Annotated in this window: 24 protein-coding genes and 1 riboswitch; of the genes, 6 read left to right on the top strand and 18 right to left on the bottom strand. The window is 73.8% G+C overall.

The features are described from left to right. Positions 1–3: 3 nt before the first annotated feature. Entirely contained in the window at positions 4–636 is a 633-nt protein-coding gene (gene pyrR, locus J2S46_RS33420; RefSeq protein WP_191288215.1) for a bifunctional pyr operon transcriptional regulator/uracil phosphoribosyltransferase PyrR, read from the bottom strand. Between the two features lie 374 nt (positions 637–1,010). On the opposite strand from pyrR, the gene bldD reads away from it, so the two are divergent. Further along, a complete protein-coding gene (gene bldD, locus J2S46_RS33415) occupies positions 1,011–1,514 on the top strand; it encodes a transcriptional regulator BldD (RefSeq protein WP_030056198.1) in 504 nt (167 codons plus the stop codon). Positions 1,515–1,603: 89 nt separating this feature from the next. Here bldD and J2S46_RS33410 read toward each other — a convergent pair whose 3' ends face one another. The 5 genes from J2S46_RS33410 to J2S46_RS33390 form a co-directional block, all read right to left on the bottom strand. Beyond that, on the bottom strand, positions 1,604–2,551 hold the full coding sequence (locus J2S46_RS33410; RefSeq protein WP_191288214.1) for a DUF8829 domain-containing protein: 948 nt from the start codon (positions 2,549–2,551) through the stop codon (positions 1,604–1,606). 286 nt (positions 2,552–2,837) lie between these two features. Continuing rightward, positions 2,838–3,680: a thioesterase family protein gene (locus J2S46_RS33405; RefSeq protein WP_191288213.1), complete on the bottom strand. Its 843-nt coding sequence runs from the start codon at positions 3,678–3,680 to the stop codon at positions 2,838–2,840. A 138-nt stretch (positions 3,681–3,818) separates the two neighbouring features. Beyond that, entirely contained in the window at positions 3,819–4,259 is a 441-nt protein-coding gene (nusB, locus tag J2S46_RS33400) for a transcription antitermination factor NusB (protein WP_190212449.1), read from the bottom strand. Between the two features lie 4 nt (positions 4,260–4,263). Continuing rightward, positions 4,264–4,827 carry an elongation factor P gene (efp, locus tag J2S46_RS33395; RefSeq protein ID WP_073921457.1) on the bottom strand — a complete coding sequence of 188 codons (564 nt, stop codon included), beginning with the start codon at positions 4,825–4,827 and terminating at the stop codon, positions 4,264–4,266. An 87-nt stretch (positions 4,828–4,914) separates the two neighbouring features. Next, complete coding sequence (locus J2S46_RS33390; RefSeq protein ID WP_191288212.1) at positions 4,915–6,021, bottom strand: M24 family metallopeptidase; 1,107 nt, start codon at positions 6,019–6,021, stop codon at positions 4,915–4,917. Positions 6,022–6,278: 257 nt separating this feature from the next. On the opposite strand from J2S46_RS33390, the gene rpmG reads away from it, so the two are divergent. Together rpmG and J2S46_RS33380 are read left to right on the top strand one after the other, a co-directional pair. After that, positions 6,279–6,443 carry a 50S ribosomal protein L33 gene (gene rpmG, locus J2S46_RS33385; RefSeq protein WP_073921459.1) on the top strand — a complete coding sequence of 55 codons (165 nt, stop codon included), beginning with the start codon at positions 6,279–6,281 and terminating at the stop codon, positions 6,441–6,443. A gap of 96 nt (positions 6,444–6,539) precedes the next feature. Continuing rightward, positions 6,540–6,809 (top strand): type B 50S ribosomal protein L31, encoded by a 270-nt coding sequence (locus J2S46_RS33380; RefSeq protein WP_191288211.1) that lies wholly within the window; start codon positions 6,540–6,542, stop codon positions 6,807–6,809. A 70-nt stretch (positions 6,810–6,879) separates the two neighbouring features. Here the strand turns inward: J2S46_RS33380 and J2S46_RS33375 are convergent, their stop codons facing one another. Continuing rightward, positions 6,880–7,452 (bottom strand): helix-turn-helix domain-containing protein, encoded by a 573-nt coding sequence (locus J2S46_RS33375; protein WP_191288210.1) that lies wholly within the window; start codon positions 7,450–7,452, stop codon positions 6,880–6,882. Between the two features lie 172 nt (positions 7,453–7,624). Between J2S46_RS33375 and J2S46_RS33370 the strand changes: the two genes are divergently transcribed. After that, positions 7,625–8,479 (top strand): EamA family transporter, encoded by an 855-nt coding sequence (locus tag J2S46_RS33370; RefSeq protein ID WP_191288209.1) that lies wholly within the window; start codon positions 7,625–7,627, stop codon positions 8,477–8,479. A 43-nt stretch (positions 8,480–8,522) separates the two neighbouring features. Here the strand turns inward: J2S46_RS33370 and nicT are convergent, their stop codons facing one another. Next, positions 8,523–9,641, bottom strand: coding sequence for a Nickel transporter NicT (gene nicT, locus J2S46_RS33365; RefSeq protein WP_191288208.1), 1,119 nt, complete (start codon positions 9,639–9,641; stop codon positions 8,523–8,525). A 28-nt stretch (positions 9,642–9,669) separates the two neighbouring features. Then, positions 9,670–9,908, bottom strand: a riboswitch (cobalamin riboswitch). 86 nt (positions 9,909–9,994) lie between these two features. On the opposite strand from nicT, the gene J2S46_RS33360 reads away from it, so the two are divergent. Then, the gene (locus J2S46_RS33360) at positions 9,995–10,378 is read left to right on the top strand and encodes an ArsR/SmtB family transcription factor (RefSeq protein ID WP_191288207.1); all 384 of its coding nucleotides are present in this window, start codon (positions 9,995–9,997) and stop codon (positions 10,376–10,378) included. On the opposite strand, the gene J2S46_RS33355 is transcribed toward J2S46_RS33360, so the two are convergent. Further along, on the bottom strand, positions 10,371–11,300 hold the full coding sequence (locus J2S46_RS33355; protein ID WP_191288206.1) for a quinone oxidoreductase family protein: 930 nt from the start codon (positions 11,298–11,300) through the stop codon (positions 10,371–10,373). The genes J2S46_RS33360 and J2S46_RS33355 overlap by 8 nt on opposite strands. Before the next feature lie 102 nt (positions 11,301–11,402). Here J2S46_RS33355 and J2S46_RS33350 point away from each other — a divergent pair, with 102 nt between their 5' ends. After that, a complete protein-coding gene (locus J2S46_RS33350; protein ID WP_191288205.1) occupies positions 11,403–11,843 on the top strand; it encodes a MarR family winged helix-turn-helix transcriptional regulator in 441 nt (146 codons plus the stop codon). A gap of 67 nt (positions 11,844–11,910) precedes the next feature. Here J2S46_RS33350 and J2S46_RS33345 read toward each other — a convergent pair whose 3' ends face one another. The 9 genes from J2S46_RS33345 to mltG (J2S46_RS33305) form a co-directional block, all read right to left on the bottom strand. After that, the gene (locus J2S46_RS33345) at positions 11,911–12,720 is read right to left on the bottom strand and encodes an Fpg/Nei family DNA glycosylase (protein ID WP_191288204.1); all 810 of its coding nucleotides are present in this window, start codon (positions 12,718–12,720) and stop codon (positions 11,911–11,913) included. Between the two features lie 103 nt (positions 12,721–12,823). Continuing rightward, entirely contained in the window at positions 12,824–13,636 is an 813-nt protein-coding gene (locus tag J2S46_RS33340; RefSeq protein WP_329499814.1) for an AAA family ATPase, read from the bottom strand. 336 nt (positions 13,637–13,972) lie between these two features. After that, positions 13,973–14,401, bottom strand: a complete 429-nt coding sequence (aroQ, locus tag J2S46_RS33335; protein ID WP_191288334.1) for a type II 3-dehydroquinate dehydratase — start codon at positions 14,399–14,401, stop codon at positions 13,973–13,975. 8 nt (positions 14,402–14,409) lie between these two features. Then, positions 14,410–15,498, bottom strand: coding sequence for a 3-dehydroquinate synthase (gene aroB / locus J2S46_RS33330; protein ID WP_191288203.1), 1,089 nt, complete (start codon positions 15,496–15,498; stop codon positions 14,410–14,412). A gap of 14 nt (positions 15,499–15,512) precedes the next feature. After that, the gene (locus tag J2S46_RS33325) at positions 15,513–16,028 is read right to left on the bottom strand and encodes a shikimate kinase (RefSeq protein WP_191288202.1); all 516 of its coding nucleotides are present in this window, start codon (positions 16,026–16,028) and stop codon (positions 15,513–15,515) included. Beyond that, positions 16,025–17,209 carry a chorismate synthase gene (aroC, locus tag J2S46_RS33320; protein WP_191288201.1) on the bottom strand — a complete coding sequence of 395 codons (1,185 nt, stop codon included), beginning with the start codon at positions 17,207–17,209 and terminating at the stop codon, positions 16,025–16,027. Before aroC ends, J2S46_RS33325 begins: the two co-directional genes overlap by 4 nt. A 231-nt stretch (positions 17,210–17,440) precedes the next feature. Then, a complete protein-coding gene (locus tag J2S46_RS33315) occupies positions 17,441–18,271 on the bottom strand; it encodes a shikimate dehydrogenase (RefSeq protein WP_191288200.1) in 831 nt (276 codons plus the stop codon). A 46-nt stretch (positions 18,272–18,317) separates the two neighbouring features. Continuing rightward, positions 18,318–20,261, bottom strand: a complete 1,944-nt coding sequence (gene mltG / locus J2S46_RS33310; protein ID WP_191288199.1) for an endolytic transglycosylase MltG — start codon at positions 20,259–20,261, stop codon at positions 18,318–18,320. Between the two features lie 152 nt (positions 20,262–20,413). Beyond that, the gene (gene mltG, locus J2S46_RS33305; RefSeq protein WP_191288198.1) at positions 20,414–21,604 is read right to left on the bottom strand and encodes an endolytic transglycosylase MltG; all 1,191 of its coding nucleotides are present in this window, start codon (positions 21,602–21,604) and stop codon (positions 20,414–20,416) included. Positions 21,605–21,692 lie beyond the last annotated feature (88 nt).

Genomic DNA, 21,692 nt, shown 5'->3' with positions numbered 1-21,692 from the left:
CGATTACTCCGGGAGGGGCTGGTCGGCGGGCGGCTGGGCGGCGAGGGCCTGCGAGGAGCGGGCCGCGTAGTCGCGGTCGCCGACCAGGACGGCGTCCCGGCCGTCGGTGTCGGACAGCTGGACCTGGACGGCCTCGCGCAGCGAGGTGGGCAGGTTCTTGCCCACGTAGTCGGCGCGGATGGGCAGCTCGCGGTGGCCACGGTCGACCAGGACGGCCAGCTGGACGGCGCGCGGGCGGCCGATGTCGCTGAGCGCGTCGAGCGCGGCGCGGATGGTGCGGCCGGAGAAGAGCACGTCGTCGACCAGGATGACGAGCTTGCCGTCGATGCCGCCGCCCGGGATCTCGGTGTGCTCCAGGGCGCGGGCGGGCTTCAGCCGCAGGTCGTCCCGGTACATCGTGATGTCCAGGGTGCCGAGCGGGATCTCGCGCCCGGTGATCTGGGTGAGCTTGGCGTGCAGCCGGCGGGCCAGGTGGACGCCGCGGGTGTGGATGCCGAGCAGGACGACGTCCTCGGCGCCCTTCGCGCGCTCCACGATCTCGTGGGCGATCCGGGTCACCACCCGGGCGATGTCGGTGGCGTCGAGCACCTGGTGCGGCGGGCGCGGTGCGGAGGATGAATCTCTCACTGTGGTCATGCCGAAGCCGACCTCCTTCCCCGCCTCACAGGACGGGCCATTAAAGGATGTCTGGTAGGGCCTCCCCGGTCGCGGCGGAAGCCTGGGCCATCCTAACAGCGTGTTCGGCTGCGATCCGGTGGTGGTTCGCTCCGCTTCGCGACACCGCAGGTCAACCACGGCGCACCGGCGTGGTTCATGCTCCGGACGCGAGCCATTCGCACGACTGCCCCATTCGGCTTGACGCAGCTACCTCACTCTACGTAACCTCACAGTGAGTTACGAGACGCACGTCGAACCCACCGGTAGGGCGTGCCGGGCAGTTGTCGGCCGCACAGCCGGCGGCCGGTCGTGGCTCACCACTCAACGCGAAGCAATCTCGTCCGGGGAGACCAATGTCCAGCGACTACGCGAAGCAACTCGGGGGCAAGCTCCGAGCGATCCGCACTCAGCAGGGTCTCTCCCTGCACGGTGTCGAGGAGAAGTCCCAGGGGCGCTGGAAGGCAGTCGTCGTCGGTTCGTACGAGCGCGGCGACCGCGCGGTCACCGTGCAGCGGCTGGCCGAGCTGGCGGAGTTCTACGGCGTCCCGGTCCAGGAGCTGCTGCCCGGAGGGACTCCGGGCGGCGCGGCCGAGCCGCCGCCGCGCCTGGTCCTCGACCTGGAGAGACTGACCCAGGTGCCGTCCGAGAAGGCCGGTCCGCTGCAGCGCTACGCGGCGACCATCCAGAGCCAGCGCGGCGACTACAACGGCAAGGTGCTCTCGATCCGCCAGGACGACCTGCGCACGCTGGCCGTGATCTACGACCAGTCGCCGTCGATCCTCACCGAGCAGCTGATCTCCTGGGGCGTGCTGAACCCCGACGCGCGCCGGGCGGTGCGCGAGGAGGACGCGAGCTGACGCTCCCCGCCTGCAGAAACGTCACGGCGTGGCACTCCCGGTCCTCCGGGGGAGCCGCGCCGTCGGCGTTCCCCGGGCCGGGCCGGGCCTCAGCACACCGTGCCGAGGCTGAAGCCCGGCGCCGCCGCGATGCCGGACAGCACGGCCCCGCCGGCGGCCGGCGTCCAGTCCTGGCCGCCGCTCGCCCAGGCCCAGGCCACCTCCCGGTACTCCCCGCAGTCGGCGGCCGCCCCCTGCGAGCCGTGCAGCAGCGCGGCGCCCGGCAGCTCGCGGGCCAGCCCCGCGCAGAGCACGGCGCAGACCAGGTCCAGGTCCTCGTCGTTGATCCGCACCACTCCGTCCTCCCAGTGCAGGACCCGGGCCGCCGCCTCCAGCCGCCCGCCCGGTGCGTCCACCGTGCAGCGGAACTCGTACACCCCGAAGCCGGCGCCGACCAGGATCCGGCGCAGCACCTCCGCGCCCCGCTGGTAGGCGTCCCGGACCGCACGCTGCTCCCGGCCGTAGAGGCCGCCGTCCAGCAGCAGGTCGACATGGCGCAGCGTCAGGCCGCTCTCGCGGGCCCGGACCAGGCGCGGGACGAAGTCCCCCGCGAGGTCCTCGCCCTGGTAGGGCAGCAGCTGGGTCTGCAGCGGCGGGTTCACCAGGTAGCGGTCCCGGGCGGCGGGTTCGGCCGGGTCGAGCCGGTGCAGCAGGCAGAACTCCTCGAAGTCGACCGGGTGGAACATCCTGGCCCGGACCACCTCGAAGGTGCGGTGCGCCTCGGTGAGCAGGGCCGCGGTGTCCAGCAGGTAGCCGTCGTAGTCGTCGGCGTCGGCCACACCCCAGGCGCGGGCCCGCTCGAAGTCCTCACGGCTGGTCAGGATGCCGGTGATGAAGGCCTGTTCGCTGCGCCGCCCCGACTCCGGCGCGCCCCCCGGGCGCGGGACCAGGCCGGCGGGCAGGTCCTGGTCCGCGGTGCGGGCGGCCGGCAGGTGCCCCCGGGCCGGCAGCCGGCAGGAGGGGGGTGCGGTGCGGCGGGGGCGGCCGTTGCGGGGCATCGGGGGCTCCTGGGGGCGGGGGAATCGGGGGCGGCGGGGGTGCCGACACCCTCTTCCTCCCCACCCTCAGGAGTCGCACACGCACGGCGTGTCACAGCCCTGTAACCAACAGTGAGCCGTCGGCCACGCCCGGCGTCCGGCGCTCCGCACCGGGGCACGCCGACCCGCCCGCTCCGGTGCGGCCGGCCCGCACGCGGGCGCGCGGGGCGAGGCACCGGAGCGGGCGGACAGGCCGGGCAGCGACCCACGGCGTGCGAGGGGCCGGGTCGCGCGGGCGTACGGCGGGTCAGGCGGGGCGCGGGGCCCGGGCGAGCTGCCGGGACTGCGCCACCAGGCGACCGGACTCGTCCCAGATCTCGGCGTCCTCCTCGAAGTGGCCGCCGGCCAGGTTGCGGGTGGAGTGGACGACCCGCAGCCAGCCGGGGACGGGTCTGGCCCGCAGGTGGACGGTCAGCTCGATGGTCGGCGCCCAGCCGGGCAGCCCCAGGTCGAAGGTGACCGGCGGCAGCGCGTCGGCGACCAGCAGGAGCAGCAGCGGGTCGGGATCGCGGCCGTCGGCGAGTCTGAACCAGCCCTGGATCCGGCCGTTCTTCGACGGCTGTCCGAGCGCCCAGCCGACCGTGGCCGGGTCGAGCCGCAGGTCGAACCGCTCCAGCAGGGCGGCCTGTTCGATCAGCTGCGGGGGCGCGTGCTCCATCCCGATGCACTGGTCCGGCGGCGGCAGCCGCGGCGGCTCGGCGCTGGTGCGCACCTCGCCCTCGGCCGCGCCGAGGTCGCCGAAGCTGGCGAGCACCCGGAGCCGCTCGACGGAGCGGCCCCGCTCGTCGGTCTGGCTCAGCGAGGCGGTGCCGGTGGAGAGGCTGCGGCCGCCGCGGATCACCTCGGCGCTGACGGTGGCCGGGCCGGGCCGCGAGGCGGAGAGGTAGTACCCGCTGATGGACATCGGGTCCGGGTGCTCGGGATGCTGCAGGGACAGCGCGTGGCCGGCCACCGCGAGCAGCAGCCCGCCGTTGATGCCGCCGCCGATCTGCCAGCCGGCGCCGAGCTCACCGTCGTACAGGCCGGGCCCGCCGGGGCGCGGGGTCAGGGCGATGCCCTGGTCGAACTCGCTGCGAATCGCCGTGGTCATGAGTGGTGCGCCCTCCGCTGATGAGTGGCCCGGTCGGCGAGTTACTCGCCGGTAGCAGACCCTACTCCACCACTGTGAACGCGCGAAGGCCGCCGGACAGGTGTCCGGCGGCCTTCGCGGGGTTCGCGGTCGACTGCGTCAGTCGCGGCGGATCGTGGGCTTCAGCTCCATGAACCGCGCGAGCAGGCCGTTGACGAACGCCGGGGAGTCGTCGGTGGAGAACTCCTTGGCGATCTCGACGGCCTCGTCCAGGACGACGGCGTCCGGGACACCGTCCTCCCAGATCAGCTCGTAGGCGCCGAGCCGCAGGACGTTGCGGTCCGCGATCGGCATCCGGTCGAGGGTCCAGCCCACCGAGTAGGTGGAGATGAGCTCGTCGATGCGACGCGCGTGCTGGACGTACCCCTCGATCAGCTGCATGGTGTACTCGCCGATCTGCGGGGTGCCCTCGTCCGGCTTGGGCTCCCGGGCGCGGGCCACCCAGTCGGCGAGGACGCGCTGCGGGTCGACGTCCCGGTGGTCGGCCTCGAAGAGGATCTGGAAGGCTCGCGTACGGGCCTTGCTACGGGCGGCCGACACGGACTTACTTCACCCGGCCGAGGTAGCTGCCGTCGCGGGTGTCGACCTTGATCTTCTCGCCGGTGACGATGAAGAGCGGGACGGCGATCTCGGCGCCGGTCTCCAGCGTGGCCGGCTTGGAGCCACCGGTGGAGCGGTCGCCCTGGACGCCCGGCTCGGTGTGCTGGATGAGCAGCTCGACCGAGGCCGGGAGCTCGATGTAGAGCGGGGAGCCCTCGTACATCGCCACGACGGCCTCGAAGCCCTCGAGCAGGTACTTGGCGGCGTCGCCGACGACGGCGGGCTCGATGATCACCTGGTCGTAGGTGTCCGTGTCCATGAACACGAAGTTCGAGCCGTCCTTGTACGAGAACTGCATGCCGCGCTTGTCGACGCTGGCGGTCTCGACCTTGGTGCCCGCGTTGAAGGTCTTGTCCACGACCTTGCCGGTCAGGACCTCCTTGAGCTTGGTGCGCACGAAGGCGGGGCCCTTGCCCGGCTTGACGTGCTGGAACTCTACGACGGACCAGAGCTTGCCACCGTCGAGCTTGAGGACCATGCCGTTCTTGAGATCGTTCGTGGAAGCCACGGGCGCACTTACTCCTGGATATAGCTGTCAAGGAACCAAGGGGGCGCGTCCTGGCCCCCGCCGCGTCAAGGCGACGCGGCGACGGGACTACAGGGCGAGGAGCTCCTTGGTGGTGATGGTGAGCAGCTCGGGCCCGCCCTCTTCGAGGGGGCGTACCACGAGCGTGTCCTCGATCCGGACCCCGCCCTTTCCCGGGAGATGAACCCCGGGGCCGACGGTGACCGGCACGCGATTGTCCAGTTTACCCATGTCTGCGGGACCGAGACGCGGCGCCTCCCGGATCTCCAGCCCGATGCCGTGCCCGACGGGGTGCGGCGAGGCCTCGGAATGACCGGCGGCCTGCAGGATCTCCCGCGCCGCCAGGTCGGGTACGCAGCTTTCGACCCCCGGGCCGAGCGCCTCCCGGCCGGCCCGCTGGGCTCGGAAGACCAGCCGGTGGAGCTCCACCTGCCAGGGCGCCGGGGAGGCGCCGATGACGAAGGTCCGGGCGGTGGAGACGCCGTAGCCGCGGTACTGGGCGCCGAGCACGACGGTCAGGAAGTCCCCCTCCTCCACCCGCCGGTCGGTGGGCCGGTGGTTCTCCTGCCCGGAGTGGCTGCCGGTGCCGACGGAGACCGGGAAGGCCGCCTTGTCCGCCCCGTGGTCGATCATGCGGCGCTCCAGCTCCATCGCCAGGTGTCGTTCGGTCCGCCCGACCAGGATCGATTCGAGCAGTTCGCTCAGGGCCTGGTCGGCGATCTCGGCGGCGATCCGCAGGTCGGCGATCTCGTGCTCGTCCTTGACCACCCGCATCCGCTCGACCGCCCGACCCAGGTCCGCCAGGCGTACGCCCTCGGCGAGGCCGGACACCGCGCGGTGCCGGGCGACGGTCAGGTCGTGCTCCTCGACCACCAGATCGCCTACCCGCAGCTGGGCTGCGGCCTCGGCGGCCGCGAACGCGGTGTCGACGCCGGCCGTCACCAGCAGCTGACTGAGGTCCTCGCCGAGCAGGTGCTCACCGGTGTCGTCCGGCGGCAGGTCGTCCGGCAGCGCCAGCAGCGCGCGCTCCCGGGTGAGCAGCAGGGTGGCACCGCACGGGCCGCAGCCGGTGAGGTAGCGGACGTTCGACGGCCGGGTGATCAGCGCCGCGTCCGCCCCCTTCGCGCTGCAGTTCTCCCTCAGACGCTCCCGCCGGCCCGCGTACGCATCAGACATGGGTCGAGCGTACGGAGAGCGGCGGCGGTTCGCCCGGCGAGCGATCCGGACGGCGGCACCCGGCGGTCTCCGGGCCGGGCGGGGGCGGCACGGAGAACGGCACGGAAGGCGGCCGGGAACGCGCCGGGGCGCCGGGGAATGCACCGGCGGGCGGACGTGTTGGAGGAGTCACTGGTGGAAATGACATCCATTTCACCACCTGCTCCACCTGCTCGACGCGCTCCACCGCACCGCCCGCGACACCGAAGGAGAGTCCCATGGCCCGCAACGAACTGCGCCCGGTCGTCCGACTGCGCTCCACGGCCGGCACCGGCTACACGTACGTGACCCGGCTGAACCGGCGCAACGACCCCGACCGGATGGCGCTGCGCAAGTACGACCCGGTCGCGCGGCAGCACGTGCTGTTCCGCGAGGAGCGCTGACACCTCCCGCACCGACACCGCCCGCCGCCGCGACAGCGCCGGCGAACCCCCGGACCGGCACCCGGCCCGCGCCCGACACCCCCGAGGAGTACTCCGATGCAGACCGGCATCCACCCCGCGTACCGCCCCGTCGTCTTCCGCGACCGCAGCGGCGACCTGGCCTTCCTCACCCGATCGACCATCGGCACCGGCACCGGCACCGGCACCGGGCGGACCGTCGAGTGGGAGGACGGCAACAGCTACCCCGTGGTCGACGTCGAGGTCTCCTCGGCGAGCCACCCCTTCCACACCGGTCGGGCCCGGGTGCTGGACGGCGCCGGCCGGGTCGAGGCCTTCCACCGCCGCTACGGCAGGCGGCACGGCTGACCGGACGGGTCCGGCCGGGGCGGCGCCACCCCTGGACGGGCGGCGCCGCCCCGGTGCGTCCGGGCGGCCCTCAGCGCGGCGGCGGCACCGACACGACCATGGTCAGCCGTACCGGCACGGCGCCGTCGTTGCGGTAGCCGTGCGACTCGGAGGCCTCGAAGGAGGCGGTGCTGCCGGCCGGCACCGCATGGTCGCGGTCGCCGTGCGAGAGGGTCAGCTCGCCGGTCTCCACCCGGACGATCTCGACCGTGCCGGCCGGGTGCGCCTCGGAGCTGTAGCCCTCGCCGGGTTCGAGGCGCCAGGCCCAGAGTTCCAGCGGCCCGGGCGCCTCCACGCCGCTGAGCAGCGTGCCGCTGCCGCCGGCCGGGCCGCTCCAGAGCGGGACGGCCTGGTCGGCGGTGACGATCCGCACCGCGGCGCTCTCGTCGTAGTCGAGCAGCCGGGCGATCGAGGCGCCGAGCGCATCGGCGAGCCGCACCACCGAGGCGACGCTGGGATTGGTCCGCGCCTGCTCGATCTGCACGATCATCCCCCGGCTGACGCCGGCCCGGGCGGCCAGGGCGTCCAGGGTGTAGCCGCGCTCGGTGCGCAGCCGTTTGAGGTTCCGGGCGAGCGCCTGGGTGACGAGATCGGGATCCGGCACGGGACAGTCCAATGAATTGATTCGGATAGTTCACTATGTTGCACTACGCTGCGGTCCGGACAAGAAGTCCACCCGACTGTACTGCGGAGGCCACTGTGCTGTCCCACGTTCACCCGCCGGCCGGGCGCGCGCCCGCCCCGCACACCCCCGCCGGCCAGCCGGCCGCCTCCCGATGAGCGCCCTGCTCGCGCTCAGCGCCAGCCTGCTCTGGGGCCTGGCCGACTTCGGCGGCGGAGCCCTCACCCGGCGGCTGCCGGCCCTGTCGGTGGTGGTCGCCTCCCAGCTGGCGGCCGCCGTGGTGCTGGTGGTCGCCGTGCTCGCCACCGGCGGCCTCGCGGACGCCTCCCCGATGCTCTGGTACGCCGTCGCGGCCGGCGTGATCGGCCCGTTCGCGATGCTGGCCTTCTACCGGGCACTGGCACTGGGCCCGATGGGGGTGGTCTCGCCGCTGGCCACCGTCGGGGTGGCCGTCCCGGTCGGCGTCGGGCTGGTGCTCGGCGAGCGCCCCGGTCTCCTCCAGGCGGCCGGGATCGCGGTGGCGGTGGTCGGCGTCGCCCTGGCCGGCGGCCCGGAGCGCGGCGGGCGGTCCGCCGGCCGGACGGTCCTGCTGCTCACCCTGGGCGCAGCCTTCGGCTTCGGCGCCGTGATGGCCCTGGTCGCGCATGCCTCCGGCGAGGGCAGGCTGCTGCTGACCCTCTGCGTGCAGCGGCTCTGCAACATCGCCGTCGGCGGCGCCGCGCTCGCCCCGATGCTGCGCCCGGCCGGAGCCCGCCGGGCCCTCGGCCGGGAGCTGCGCGGGCGGATGCCCGCACTGACCGCGATCGGCGTGGCCGACGTGGCGGCGAACGGCACCTACGCGACGGCCTCGCACAGCGGGTCGGCGGCCGCGGCCGCCGTGCTCGCCTCGCTCTTCCCGGTGGTCACCGCCTTGATGGCGCGCGGCCTGCTGAAGGAGCGGCTGCGCCCCGTCCAGGTGCTGGGCGCCGGCCTGGCGGTGGCCGGGACCTTGCTGCTCGCCGCCGCCTGAGCCCGGCCGGCCCCGCCCGCGCGCCGACCCGGGGCGGGGCCGGTCAGGGGCGGGCGGCCCAGCGCTGCTCGACCCGGCCCAGTCGCCAGTACGCGATCGCCGCCGCCCAGACCACCACGAACAGGCCGACGATCACGTACCCGACGTTGTCGAGCGAGAGGCCGGCGATCCAGCCGCTGACCGGGTCGGTCAGGTCCAGCTTCTCGTGCAGCACGCCGACCAGTTCGATGGTGCCGATGATGAAGGCGACCGCGATCGACAGCCCGGTGATGGTCAGGTTGTAGTACACCTTGCGCACCGGGTTGGAGAACGCCCACTGGTAGGCGAAGTTCATGAACGTCCCGTCCAGCGTGTCGAACAGGCTCATCCCGGCGGCGAACAGCAGCGGCAGGCAGACGATCGCGTACCAGGGCAGGCCCGCCGCGGCGCCGCTGCCGGCCATCACCATCAGGGTCACCTCGGTCGCGGTGTCGAAGCCGAGGCCCAGCACCATGCCGACCGGGAACATCTGGCCGGGCCGGGTGATCGAGCGGGTGGCCCGGCTCAGCACCCGGTTGAACAGGCCCCGGGAGTTGAGGTGCTCCTCCAGCTCCGCCTCGTCGTAGCGCCCGTCCCGCATCGCCCGGAAGACCCGAAGGATGCCGAAGAGCGCGGCCAGGTTGAGCGCGCCGATCAGGTAGAGGAAGGCCCCGGACGCGCTGGTGCCCAGCACCCCGAGCCACTGGTGGGTGACCGAGTCCTCGTCCATCAGGGTGTTGGCCAGCTGGGCGCCGCCCGCCACCAGGGCCGCCATCAGCACGACCATCGAGGAGTGCCCGAGCGCGAACCAGAAGCCCACCGACACCGGGCGCCGGCCGTCCGCCATCAGCTTGCGGGTGGTGTTGTCGATCACCGCGATGTGGTCGGCGTCGAAGGCGTGCCGCATCCCCAGGGTGTAGGCGGTGATGCCCAGGCCAACCCCGAAGACCTGGGTACCGACCGCGTACTCGTGCGGTGCGACCAGGAAGAACAGCGTCCCGAACGCCAGCACGTGCATGGCCAGGATCACCACCATCAGCCCGGCCGTCCGTACGGTGTCCTCGCGCCGCCAGCGGAAGGCGGGGAGCGCGGGATCGACCGCGGGCGCCGCCGTTCGGGCAGCACCGATTTCGGGCAGGGTCATCCGGTCACGCTCCAGCACCTCGTGGATCACTTCGTGAGATGCCGTGGCCGGTCTCCTGGCTTCGGGGCACACCCGGCCGCGAAGCGGCGGTGGGTGCTGCGCGACCGCACCAGGCCTTCCCGGACGCCTCGGCGTCCAGTGACCACCCGCCCGGGGGGCGGGTACGGTGCGGAGACTTCCCGTTCACAGTGGCGAGGGCCGCTCCGGAATGGGACCTCTGAAGGTCCGTCACCGGTCTTCCCGAACACCACGGCGGGCCACACCGTACGGGGCGTCAGGTCACTTGTGCAAGGCTGCGCACCTGCGCAGGTGTTCAGGATCACAGTCAGTCCCCCGGCTGCGACAATGCCCGCATGCATCTCGTACCGGCCGAGCGCGCGGACCACCGGACCATCGACGGGCACCGGGTCTGCGAGGCCATCGCCGCCATCGGCGACACCGCCCGGGTGCGCGCCTGGGCCGAGCGCTTCTCGCTGCTCGCCGACCCCGGCCGGCTCGCGCTGCTGGTCGCCCTGCACCGGGCCGGGCCGCTCGCCGTCAGCGACCTCGCGGTGGCCACCGGCATGCGCGACCCGGCCGTCTCGCAGGCGCTCCGGCTGCTGCGCACCGCCGGCGTGGTGGCCGGGGAGCGGGACGGCCGGGTGGTGCGCTACCGGGTCGTCGACCAGGAGCTCGGCGCCCTGCTGGGCCCCTGCGCGGCGGCCGAGCACGTGGGCCCGGAGCCGGCCGTCAGCTGATCCGCAGGACCACCTTGCCGAGGTTGGCCCGGCGCTCCAGCAGGCCGAACGCCTCGGCCGCCGCGGTGACCGGGAACTCCGTGCAGACCGGCCGGAGCGCTCCCCGCCCGAGCAGCTCCCAGAGCTCCTGGCGCCACTCGTCGAGCAGCCCGGGGCGGTGCCGGGCCAGCACGGCCATCGACAGACCGGTCACCGTCCGCATCCCGCCCAGCAGTTCGCCGGCGTCGAGCGTGCCGCCCGCGCCGCCGAGGGCGACCAGCCGGCCGAACGGCGCCAGCGCGTCGAGCGCCCTGGGCAGCACCTCGCCCCCGACACCGTCCAGGACGAGGTCCACCGGCGCGCCCCAGCTTCCGTCCTGGTAGCGGAACACCTCGTCCGCGCCGAGCCCCCGCACGAAGCCGGCCTTCTCCCCGGCGCCCACGGCCGCGATCACCCGGCCCGCGCCGAGCGCCCGGGCCAGCTGGACGGCCAGGTGTCCCACCCCGCCGCCCGCCGCCGTGACCAGGACCGACTCGCCGGCCCGCAGGCCGCCCACCCGCAGCGCGCCGAGGGCGACCAGCCCGCTGCGCAGCACCGCCAGCGCGTCACCGGCGGCCGGCGCACCGGGCACGGCGACGGCGAGCCCCGCCGGGGCGGCCACCAGCTCGGCGTGCACCGCCGGGGCGATCCCGCCGACCCGGTCGCCGGGCGCGAAGCCGGTGACGCCCTCGCCGGCCGCGACCACCCGGCCGAGGTACTCGCCGCCCGGGCCGGCCGGGGCCTGCGGGGCTCCTCGCCCCCGCAACTGCCTGAGCGCGGGCAGCGTGACGCCGGCCAGCTCCGGCCGGACCAGCAGCTCCCCCGGGCCGGCCACGGGCTCGGCCACCTCGTCGAGCCGGAGCGCCGCCGGGCCGTCGTACGTGTGGAACCTGAGTGCGCGCACGGGCGTCCCCCTTCTCCCCCAGCGGAGGGATTTCATTGGATACCCCAACGGTAGGGACGAATTCATGGGGATGTCCAACGAATATCCGGATAGACTGCCCCCATGTCCGAGACCCCGCTCGCCCACCTGCAGACCCTGCCAAGCTGGCTGCTCGGACGGGCCTCCGCCCTCGGGCACCGCCTGGTGGCCGATCAGTTCGCGCGTGAGGGCGTCCGTCTGCCGCACCACGCGGTGCTCTGCGGCGTGGCCGAGCACGGTCCGCTCGCCCAGGCGGACCTCGCCAGGATCGTGCGGATCGACCCCAAGGACCTGGTCGCCGTCCTCGACGACCTCCAGTCCAGGGAGTTCGTGACCCGCGCACCGGACCCGAAGGACCGACGGAAGAACACCGTCGCGCTCTCCCCCGCCGGCCACGACCTGCTGGCCCGGCTGCGGATCCTCGGCGACCGGGCAAACGCCGCGCTGCTGGCGCCGCTCGACCCCGAGGAGCGCACCCGGCTGGTGGAGCTGCTCGCCCGGGTCGTCGCCGCCCCGCGGGACTGAGGCCCGGTCGTCGCCGCCCCGCGGAACTGAGGCCCGGGGCCCGGCCCGGCGCCCGGCCCGGGCCGCCTCAGGCCTGCTGGCAGGAGGGGCACCAGAAGAGGTTGCGGGCGGCGTGCTCCTCGGTGCGGACGTCCGTCCCGCAGACCAGGCAGGGCATCGCCGCACGGCGGTAGACGTAGACCTCGCCGCCGTGGTCGTCCACCCGCGGCGGGCGGCCCATCGCCTCCGGGGTGTGCTCGGGGCGGACGGTGTCGATCCGGCCCGCGCCGACGCCCTCGTGCATCAGGCCCACCAGATCGGCCCAGACGGCGTCCCACTCGGCGCGGGTGAGGTCCCGGCCCGCCCGGTGCGGGCTGATGCCGAGCCGGAACAGCACCTCGGCGCGGTAGACGTTGCCGACCCCGGCCAGCACCTTCTGGTCCATCAGCAGCGCGGCGACCGTCGTCCGGCTGGCGGAGATCCGCCGCCAGGCCAGGTCGGGGTCGGCGTCCGCGCGCAGCGGGTCGGGGCCGAGGCGGGCGTGCACGGCGGCCTTCTCGGCGGCGGTCAGCAGCTCGCAGGTGGTGGGGCCGCGCAGATCCGCGTACGCGTCGTCGTTCTCCAGGCGCAGCCGCACCACGCCGACCGGCGCGGGGGCCCGGCCCTCGCCGAAGGTGAAGCCGCCGTAGAGGCCGAGGTGGACGTGCAGCCAGGCGCCCTCCTCGAAGCCGAGGAAGAGGTGCTTGCCGGTGGCCTCGGCGGTGGCCAGCAGCTGCCCGTCGATCAGCTTGGCGCCGTCGGCGAACCGCCCCTGCGGGCTGGAGACCCGGACGGGGCGGCCGCCGAAGGTCTTGAGGTTCTCGGCGGCGAGGCGGTGGATGATGTGGCCTTCGGGCACGGACTCGGCTCCCCCGGTGGATCAGCAGGACGGGTCCATCATCCCAGCCGGCACTGACAGCCGGCAGGGACGCCGGACGCCGGCCTGACCCGGAAAGGCGTGGTCAGCGCACCGGCCGGCCCAGCAGCCGGGCCAGGATGACCTGGTCCAGGGCGGCGGCGGTGGCCGCGACGTCCAGCTGCGAGTTGTCGATGATCGGCAGCCCGGAGTTGTACCAGCCGGCCATCCGGCCGTGGATCCGGGCGACCTCCTCGTCGCTGAGGCGACGGTTGCCGCTGCGGCGGGCGTTGCGGGCGAGGACGGAGTCCAGGCCGGGGAGCAGCACCACAGGGATCATGCCGGGGCCGATGTGGCGCTTCCAGCCGCCGAGGCCGATCGCCGGGCGGTCGGGGAAGACCGCGTCGTCGATGATGCAGGAGATGCCGTTGGCGAGGTAGTTGCGGCAGGCGAAGCCGCAGGTGCGGCGGGCCAGCCGGTACTGGGCCTCGGAGGCGTTGTTCCAGCCGGACTGCGGGTTGGCGAAGCCGGACTGCACCCACTCGCGGACGTCGTCCAGGCTGATGTGCGCGGTCGGGGACGGGCGGCGCTCGGCCCAGTGCCGGGCGACGGTCGTCTTGCCGGCGCCGGCCGGGCCGATCAGCAGGACGGCGATGGGGCCGGTGGGGGCGTGCTGCTGCGGGTGCGCCGGGAGCTGCACGGGCGCGCCGGACGGCAGCAGGAAGTGCCCGGTCGCACCGGCGGGAACCGGCCGGCCCGGCGGGCCGGGGGCTCCGTGCGCGCGCAGGGCCGGGTTCCCGTACGGGTGCTGGGGGGCGGGGTGGCCGGGGGGCGGTCCCGCGGCGCTGCCGCTGACGAAGAGCGGGGTCGCGGTCATGGCGGCCGGCGCGGGGGCGGCGGCCGCGGGCACCACCGGCATGAGGGGGACGGTGGGCGGGCCCGGTTCGGCGGGTGCCGGCGGGTGAGCGGCGGGTGCGGCCGGGGGCCCTGCGGGTGCCGGGCCGGCGGGCGCGGGCGGCCCGGGGGCGGCGACGGCGGGGCCGGTGGGCACGGGGCCGGTGGCCGTGGGGCCGCTGCCCGTGAGACCCGTGACCATGGAACCGGCGGGCGCGGCCGGCGGGACCACCGGCCGGGGCGGCAGCTGACCTCCCCCTGTGTACTGCGTCACGGTCACCTCCCGACACCGTCTCCGACGGGGACACTACACGTCGGCCCGGTGGCGGGCACAGTCCGCCACCGGGCCGATGATCTTGCGTCAGCGTGTGGTGAGCTGCTCCGCCAGGGCGCGCAGGGCCAGCTCGTACGAGCCGAGGCCGAAGCCCGCGACGGTGCCGGAGGCCACCGCGGCGATCACCGAGTTGTGCCGGAACTCCTCGCGCGCGTACGGGTTGGAGATGTGCACCTCGATCAGCGGCGCCGTCCGCTGGGCGGCGGCGTCGCGCATCGCGTACGAGTAGTGCGTGAAGGCACCCGGGTTGATCACCACCGGCACCTGGCCGTCGGCCGCCTCGTGCAGCCACTCGACCATCTGCTGCTCGGAGTTGGTCTCGTGCACATCGACCTCGAAGCCGAACTCCTTGCCCAGCGCGGTGCAGCGCTCGACCAGTCCGGCGTACGACGTGGCGCCGTAGACGTCGGGCTCCCGGCTGCCGAGCCGGCCGAGGTTGGGGCCGTTGAGGACCATCACCCTGGTCACGCGGAGACCTCCGCGTAGGCGGCGACCAGCAGCGACGGGTCGGGGCCCTCCAGCACGGAGGTCTTGGCCAGGCCGTCGAGGACGATGAAGCGCAGCAGGTCGCCGCGCGACTTCTTGTCGATCTTCATGGCGTCCAGCAGCTTGGGCCAGGCGTCGCCGCGGTAGGTGAGCGGCAGGCCGACCGAGGCCAGCACGGTGCGGTGCCGGTCGGCCGTCTCGTCGTCCAACCGCCCGGCGAGCCGGCCGAGTTCGGCGGCGAAGACCATGCCGACCGAGACCGCCGCGCCGTGCCGCCACTTGTAGCGCTCGTTGCGCTCGATGGCGTGCGCGAGGGTGTGCCCGTAGTTGAGGATCTCGCGGCGGCCGCTCTCCTTGAGGTCGCCGGACACCACGTCGGCCTTGACCTGGATGGCCCGCCGGATCAGCTCCAGGGTGTGCGGGCCGGCCGGGGTCCTGGCCCCCTCGGGGTCGGCCTCCACCAGGTCGAGGATGGCCGGGTCGGCGATGAAGCCGGCCTTGATGACCTCGGCGAGACCGGAGATGTAGTCGTGCTTCGGCACCGTCTCCAGGGTGTCCAGGTCGGCGAGCACGCCGGCCGGGGGGTGGAAGGCCCCGACCATGTTCTTGCCCTCGGCGATGTTGATGCCGGTCTTGCCGCCCACGGCCGCGTCGACCATACCGAGCAGCGTGGTGGGCATGGAGACCCAGCGCACCCCGCGCAGCCAGGTGGCGGCGACGAAGCCGGCCAGGTCGGTGGTGGCACCGCCGCCGAGGCCGACGATCACGTCGCTGCGGGTGAACCCGGTCTGGCCGAGCACCGACCAGCAGTAGGCGGCGACCTCGGCGCTCTTGGCGTCCTCGGCGTTGGGCACCTGGAGGGCGATCGCCTCGTAGCCCTCGGCCGCGAGGTCCTCGCGGATCGCGTCGCCGGTGGCCTCCAGGGCCTCCGGGTGGATGATCGCGACCCGGCGCGCCTTGGTGCCGATCAGCTTGCCCAGCTCGCCCAGCAGCTGGCGGCCGATCAGCACGTCGTACGGGTCGTGGCCGGCGCTGCCACCGACGTGGATGGTCACGGTGTCAGTCATGCGCCCCTGCTCGTTCATTTCGGCTGCAGCTCCAGTGCTTCGAGTACGGCGTCGGCGACCTGCTCCGGGGTGAGCCCCTCGGTGGCGACGACGGCGGTCGCGACCTCCAGGTACAGCGGACGCCGGGCCTCCATCAGGTCGCGCCAGCTGGCCCGCGGGTTGACCGCGAGCAGCGGGCGCGGCGCGTCCAGGCCGACCCGCTTGACGGCGTCGGCCAGGGCGACCTCCAGGAACACCACGGGGAGGTCCGCCAGCAGGGCGCGGGTGGCCTCGGCCAGCACCGCGCCGCCGCCGAGGGCGAGCACGCCGGGGTGGCCGGCGGTGGCGGCGCGGACGGCGGCCACCTCCAGCTCCCGGAAGTGCGGTTCGCCCTCGTCGATGAAGATCTCCGGGATCGGCTTGCCGGCCAGCGCCTCGATGTCGGCGTCGGTGTCGCGGAAGCCGACCCCGAGCCGCGCGGCCAGCTCCCGCCCGACGGTGGTCTTGCCACTGCCGGGCGGGCCGACCAGCACGAGGACCGGTGCGGTCATCGGACGATCAGGTTGTCGAGGTAGCCCCGCACGTTGCGGCGGGTCTCGGAGACGTTGTCGCCGCCGAACTTCTCGCTCACCGCGTCGGCCAGCACCAGCGCCACCATCGCCTCGGCCACGATGCCCGCGGCCGGCACGGCACAGACGTCGGACCGCTGGTGGTGCGCCTTGGCCGGCTCGCCGGTGCGCACGTCCAGGGTCTGCAGGGCGCGGGGCACGGTGGCGATCGGCTTCATCGCGGCGCGCACGCGCAGCAGCTCGCCGGTGGACAGGCCGCCCTCGGTGCCCCCCGAACGGCCGGAGGTGCGGCGGACGCCCTCCGGGGTCGGGACGATCTCGTCGTGCGCCTGCGAGCCCGGGATCCGGGCCAGCTCGAAGCCGTCGCCGACCTCGACGCCCTTGATCGCCTGGATGCCCATCAGCGCGGCGGCCAGCCTGGCGTCCAGCCGGCGGTCCCAGTGGACGTGCGAGCCGAGGCCCGGCGGCAGGCCGTAGGCGAGCACCTCGACCACACCACCGAGGGTGTCGCCGTCCTTGTGGGCCTGGTCGATCTCGGCGACCATCCGCTTGGAGGCGTCGGCGTCCAGGCAGCGCACCGGGTCCTCGTCGAGGCGGGCCTCGTCCGAGGGCAGCGGCAGCACGCCGGCCGGGGCCTTGGCGGCGGCCAGCTCCACGACGTGCGAGACCAGCTCGATGCCGCAGGTCTCCTTGAGGTACGAACGGGCGACCGCGCCCAGCGCCACCCGGGCGGCCGTCTCGCGGGCGCTGGCGCGCTCCAGGATCGGCCGGGCCTCGTCGATGGAGTACTTCTGCATGCCCGCCAGGTCGGCGTGGCCGGGGCGGGGGCGGGTGAGCGCCTCGTTGCGGGCCAGGCCGGCCAGGATCTCCGGGTCGACCGGGTCGGCCGACATGACCTGCTCCCACTTGGGCCACTCGGTGTTGCCGACCATGACCGCCACCGGGCTGCCCATGGTCAGACCGTGCCGCACGCCGCCGAGGAAGGTCACCTCGTCCTGCTCGAACTTCATCCGGGCACCGCGGCCGTAGCCGAGCCGGCGGCGGGCCAGCGCGTCGGCGACGAGCTCGGTGGTCACCGGTACGCCGGCGGGCAGGCCCTCCAGCGTCGCGACGAGTGCGGGGCCGTGCGACTCCCCCGCGGTCAGCCAGCGCAACGTACCCAACGGAGCTCCTTCGTCAGCGGACCGGCCGCTGCGCGCACCGCGCGGGCCGACCGGGCATTCCTTCCGCGGGCCCCAGGTCGTACCGGTCCCGCGTCTCTCCCCCGAATCCTTTCATGCCCGGGCGGCCACCGGACGCACGGTCCGCGTTGCGGACAGTGGCCGCCACCGACCGAGACGCACCGGCCGGGTGGTGGCCCGGCCGCCCGCGCCGCGCCGGGCGGCGGCCGCGGCTCAGCCGCCGGCGAGGGCCGCCTCGCCGGCCTCGCGCATCGCCGCCAGCGGCCCGGGGGTGATCCCGGTGAACGCCTCGCTCTGCAGCACCGCCTGGTGCACCAGCAGGTCCAGCCCGCCCAGCACGGTGGCGCCGCGCTCCGCGCAGGCCGCGACCAGCTTGGTCGGCCACGGGTGGTAGAGCACGTCGAAGAGCGCGCCGGGCCCGGCGGGCAGCCCGTCGGCGAACCCGTCGGTGGCCCCGGCCGGGGTGGTGGAGACGGTCAGCGGACGCTCCAGCGCCTCGGCCCCGCGCTCCCAGTCGGCGGTGCGCAGGTCCAGCCCGAGCCGCTCGCCCAGCTCGGCCATCTCGCGGGCCCGCTCGGCGCTGCGGACGTAGACCGTCACCTCACCGGTGCAGATCTGGGCCAGCGCGGCCAGCGCGGAGGAGGCGGTGGCCCCGGCGCCGAGCACGGCGGCGGCCGGGACGCTCTCGACGCCCCGCTCGCGCAGCGCGTTCACCAGGCCGGGGACGTCGGTGTTGTCGCCGGTCCGGCGCCCGTCCGGGTGGAACAGCACCGTGTTGACGGCGTCCACCGACCGGGCGGTGGCGCTGACCTCGTCCAGCAGCGGGATGATCGCCCGCTTGAGCGGCATGGTGAGGGAGAGCCCGGCCCACTCGGCCTCGTCCAGCCCGGCGACGAGGCCGGGCAGCCCGGCCTCGTCCACCTCGAAGCGCTGATAGCTCCACCGCGCCAGGCCGAGCGCCCGGAACGCCGCCCGGTGCAGCACGGGTGAGAGCGAGTGCGCGATCGGCGAGCCGAGCACGGCCGCCCTGTGCTTGCTGTCCACGTTCCTTCGTCCTGCTCGTCCCGGATGTCGGTGCCCGGTGCCGCGGCTACTTGGTGACGCAGTGGCCGCGGGCCTTGTCGAAGCCCTGACCCGCCGCGGTGCAGTACTCCTGCACGTTGACCAGGTGCTGGGCGTAGGTGTCGGCGAACCGGGTCTCGGTCGGGGACATGGCGATGAAGAACAGCCACTTCCCCTCCGGCGGGTTGAGCACCGCCTTCAGCGCGTCCGCGCCGGGGTTGGCGATCGGCGTCGGAGGCAGGCCCGCGTTCAGGTAGGTGTTGTACTTGTTGGACGCGTCGTCCATCTCCTTCTCGGTCAGGTTCTTGCGACCGAGGGAGTACTGGAGCGTGGTGTCCATGCCGAGGCGGTGCTGCGTCTGCGCCTCGTCGGCCAGGCGGTTCTGGATGGTGCGGGCCATCTTGCCGAAGTCCGCCGCGTTGTTGCCCTCCTTCTGGAGGATGCTCGCCTCGATGACCACCTCGTAGGCGTTCTTCAGCCCGATCTTCTGCGCTCCCGCGTCCAGGTTCAGGGCCTGGTACTGCTCGGTCGCCTTGGCGACCATCTGCTTGAGCAGTTCCACCGGCTTCATGTCCTTGGCGATGGCGTACCGGGTCGGGAAGAGGAATCCCTCCGGGTTGCCGCCCGCGAAGGCGGGCAGGCCGAGCTCGGCGACCTGGGCCTTGGCGACGCCGGCCGTGGTGCCCTTGGGCTGCTTCAGCTTGTCGTCGATCTTGGCGTAGATCTCCGCCGCGCTGAGGCCCTCCTGGAGGATCAGGTTCTCGCCGCCCGCCGAGTCGATCAGGATCTTCAGCGCGGCCGCGGCCGACATCTCGCGCTTGAGGGTGAAGAAGCCGGGCTGGATGCCCTGGGACTTCGGGTCCTTGCCGAAGGCGTCGGTGAAGGCCTCGACGCTCTTGACGACGCCCGCCGCCTTGAGCGCCTGGCCCATCTGGCCGCCCGAGGAGCCCAGCTTGATCTCGACCTGGACGGTCGTGGTGCCGTCGCCCGCGAAGTCGGCGGGCGGCCCGAAGTGGCTCTGGTAGAAGCCGTAACCCCACCAGCCGCCGCCGGCCACGCCGCCGAGCAGCACCAGGGCCACCAGCAGGCAGGCGCCGCCGTTGCGGCGGCCGGACTTCTTGCCCTTCTCCTTGCGCTTGCGCTTGGCCTCGCGGGAGTCGTCCAGGTCGCCGAGGAAGGAGCCCTGCTCCTCCTCCTGCTCGTCCTGGAGCTCGTCCTGCGGGCCGTCCCACTGCTCGGCGTCCGGCTCGGCCTCGGCCGGGGCGGCGCCCGATTCCAGCGCCGCGGCCTCCGCCTCCCAGTCGATGCCGTCCGGGCCGGGGCCGGCCGGCTCGGCCGGCTGCGCGCGGCGGCCCTGCTGGACCGGCCGCGACTGCTGGCCGAACGGCGGCTGCTGCCGGCCGGGGAAGTTCTGCTGCTGCTGGCCCTGCTGCTGGCCGTGCTGCTGGCCCTGCTGCTGGCCCTGCTGGGGCGGCAGCTGGCCCGGCGCCTGCGGTCCGCCCTGCTGCTGGTAGCCCTGCTGGCCGAACTGCTGCTGGCCCTGGACGTACTGCTGGCCCTGCTGCATCGGGTTCGGCTGCATCGGGTTCGGCTGCTGCTGGTAGCCCTGCTGGCCGAACTGCTGCTGGCCCTGGACGTACTGCTGGCCCTGCTGCATCGGGTTCGGCTGCATCGGGTTCGGCTGCTGCTGGTAGCCCTGCTGCCCGTACTGCGCCTGCTGGCCGTACCCCTGCTGGCCGTACTGCTGCTGGCCCTGGAACGGATCCTGCTGCTGGTGCGACTGCTGGGGGTAGCCCTGCTGGCCGTACTGCTGCTGGCCCTGACCGAACGGATCGGGCTGCTGGACCGGGTTCTGCTGCCAGCCGCCGTCCTCCTGGCCGGGGACCGGCTGCTGCTGACCGCCGTACACCGGATCACCGGGGCGCCACGGCTCGGAGCCCTGGGAGCCGTAGCCCCGACCCAGATCAGTCATCGATCCCCTTATGCCGACGGAGACGACCGACGGATCCGACCGGTCGTCCGGGACGGCGTCCCGGCAAGTAACTCGAACCGGCGTGCTACCGCAACGCCTGAAGGGAGACGTTACCGTACCGCAGAACACCGATCGGCTCCCGGCGGACCTCCTCAGTGCTTGTCCGCCCCCGGCGACGGACTCCCCTGGGCGGCCCGCAGTGCGTTGAACTCGGCCACGTTGCGGCCGTGTTGCTCAAGGCTGTCGGTGAACCGGGTGTCGCCGGGCTTGACCGTGACGAAGTAGAGCCAGTCCCCCGCCGCAGGCTCCGCGGCGGCCCGGATCGCCTGCCGTCCCGGGTTGGAGATCGGCGTCGGCGGCAACCCCTGGTGCAGGTAGGTGTTGTAGGGGGAGTCGAGCTTGGTGTCGGTGACGGTGGTGTCGAGGGTGCTCCGCCCGAGCGCGTAGTTGATGGTCGAGTCCAGCTGCAGCGGCATCTTCTGGGCCAGCCGGTTGTAGATCACCCGGGCCACCTTGGCCATGTCCTCCGAGTTGTCCGCCTCGCCCTGGACGAGGCTGGCGACCGTCAGCACTCCGTAAGGGGTCTGGCCCATGGTGGCCGCGACCGTCTCGACGTCCTCGCTGGCGAAGTCCTTGCCGGCCTGCTGGACCATCTGCTTGAGCAGGTCGATCGGCTTGGTGTCCCCGGTGACGCTGTAGGTCGCGGGGAAGAGATAGCCCTCCGGCCGGCCGTTGGTGATCTCGGGCAGGCCCAGCTCGGCGACCTGGTCCTGGGCGGCGCGCTCGGTGGTGCCCTTCGGCAGTTTGAGCTTCTCGTCGATCGCCGCGTAGACCTGGCTGCCGCGCCAGCCCTCCGGGATGGTCAGGCCGTTGGCGTTCGCCGGGTCGATCAGGACGGCCAGCGCCGAGGCCGCCGACATCCTCAGACGCAGCGTGTAGGTGCCCGCCTGGATCCGCCCGGCCGCCGACCCGCTGCCCGCCGCCGCCTTGGTGAAGGCCTGCGAGCTGGCCACCACGCCCTTGCGCACCAGCGTGCCGGCGATCTGGATCAGGCCCGCGCCCTGCGGGACGGAGATCTCCACCACGCCGGTCCCGCTGCCGGCGAAATCGGCGGTCGGGTGCTTGCGCTGGCCCTGCCACCACGAGTAGCCGGTCAGGCCGGCCCCGCCGATCAGCACGACCAGGGCCAGCGCGGTCAGCGCGCAGGCGAGGCGGGTGCGCAGCCGCTCGGGGTCCGGCGGCTCGTGCAGCGGGCCCTGGCCGGGCGGGCGGCCCTCCGGCTCGTTCGGCGGCGCCCCGAGGTGCCCGGGGGTGAGCCCGGGGGTGAAGTCCTGATCGGTCATGGCGGTGCCCCCTCGGCTGTCCCGGACGAGCTTGGAGGTGCCCGAACGCGCTGGGAATGGAGGAGGGGCCCGTGCGGACGCGTCCGCA

It is taken from the genome of Kitasatospora herbaricolor (assembly GCF_030813695.1).
Taxonomy (GTDB): domain Bacteria; phylum Actinomycetota; class Actinomycetes; order Streptomycetales; family Streptomycetaceae; genus Kitasatospora; species Kitasatospora herbaricolor.
Note: the sequence above shows the minus strand (reverse complement) of the source record. Positions and strands in the feature narration are given on the sequence as shown.

Excerpts from the sequence above, each read along its gene's own strand:
- pyrR (WP_191288215.1), bottom strand. The coding sequence starts at position 636 with ATGACCACAGTGAGAGATTCATCCTCCGCACCGCGCCCGCCGCACCAG.
- bldD (WP_030056198.1), top strand. The coding sequence starts at position 1,011 with ATGTCCAGCGACTACGCGAAGCAACTCGGGGGCAAGCTCCGAGCGATC.
- J2S46_RS33410 (WP_191288214.1), bottom strand. The coding sequence starts at position 2,551 with ATGCCCCGCAACGGCCGCCCCCGCCGCACCGCACCCCCCTCCTGCCGG.
- J2S46_RS33405 (WP_191288213.1), bottom strand. The coding sequence starts at position 3,680 with ATGACCACGGCGATTCGCAGCGAGTTCGACCAGGGCATCGCCCTGACC.
- J2S46_RS33390 (WP_191288212.1), bottom strand. The coding sequence starts at position 6,021 with ATGTCTGATGCGTACGCGGGCCGGCGGGAGCGTCTGAGGGAGAACTGC.
- rpmG (WP_073921459.1), top strand. The coding sequence starts at position 6,279 with ATGGCCCGCAACGAACTGCGCCCGGTCGTCCGACTGCGCTCCACGGCC.
- J2S46_RS33380 (WP_191288211.1), top strand. The coding sequence starts at position 6,540 with ATGCAGACCGGCATCCACCCCGCGTACCGCCCCGTCGTCTTCCGCGAC.
- J2S46_RS33370 (WP_191288209.1), top strand. The coding sequence starts at position 7,625 with ATGAGCGCCCTGCTCGCGCTCAGCGCCAGCCTGCTCTGGGGCCTGGCC.
- nicT (WP_191288208.1), bottom strand. The coding sequence starts at position 9,641 with ATGACCCTGCCCGAAATCGGTGCTGCCCGAACGGCGGCGCCCGCGGTC.
- J2S46_RS33360 (WP_191288207.1), top strand. The coding sequence starts at position 9,995 with ATGCATCTCGTACCGGCCGAGCGCGCGGACCACCGGACCATCGACGGG.
- J2S46_RS33350 (WP_191288205.1), top strand. The coding sequence starts at position 11,403 with ATGTCCGAGACCCCGCTCGCCCACCTGCAGACCCTGCCAAGCTGGCTG.
- J2S46_RS33340 (WP_329499814.1), bottom strand. The coding sequence starts at position 13,636 with ATGCCGGTGGTGCCCGCGGCCGCCGCCCCCGCGCCGGCCGCCATGACC.
- aroQ (WP_191288334.1), bottom strand. The coding sequence starts at position 14,401 with ATGGTCCTCAACGGCCCCAACCTCGGCCGGCTCGGCAGCCGGGAGCCC.
- aroB (WP_191288203.1), bottom strand. The coding sequence starts at position 15,498 with ATGACTGACACCGTGACCATCCACGTCGGTGGCAGCGCCGGCCACGAC.
- J2S46_RS33325 (WP_191288202.1), bottom strand. The coding sequence starts at position 16,028 with ATGACCGCACCGGTCCTCGTGCTGGTCGGCCCGCCCGGCAGTGGCAAG.
- mltG (WP_191288199.1), bottom strand. The coding sequence starts at position 20,261 with ATGACTGATCTGGGTCGGGGCTACGGCTCCCAGGGCTCCGAGCCGTGG.
- mltG (WP_191288198.1), bottom strand. The coding sequence starts at position 21,604 with ATGACCGATCAGGACTTCACCCCCGGGCTCACCCCCGGGCACCTCGGG.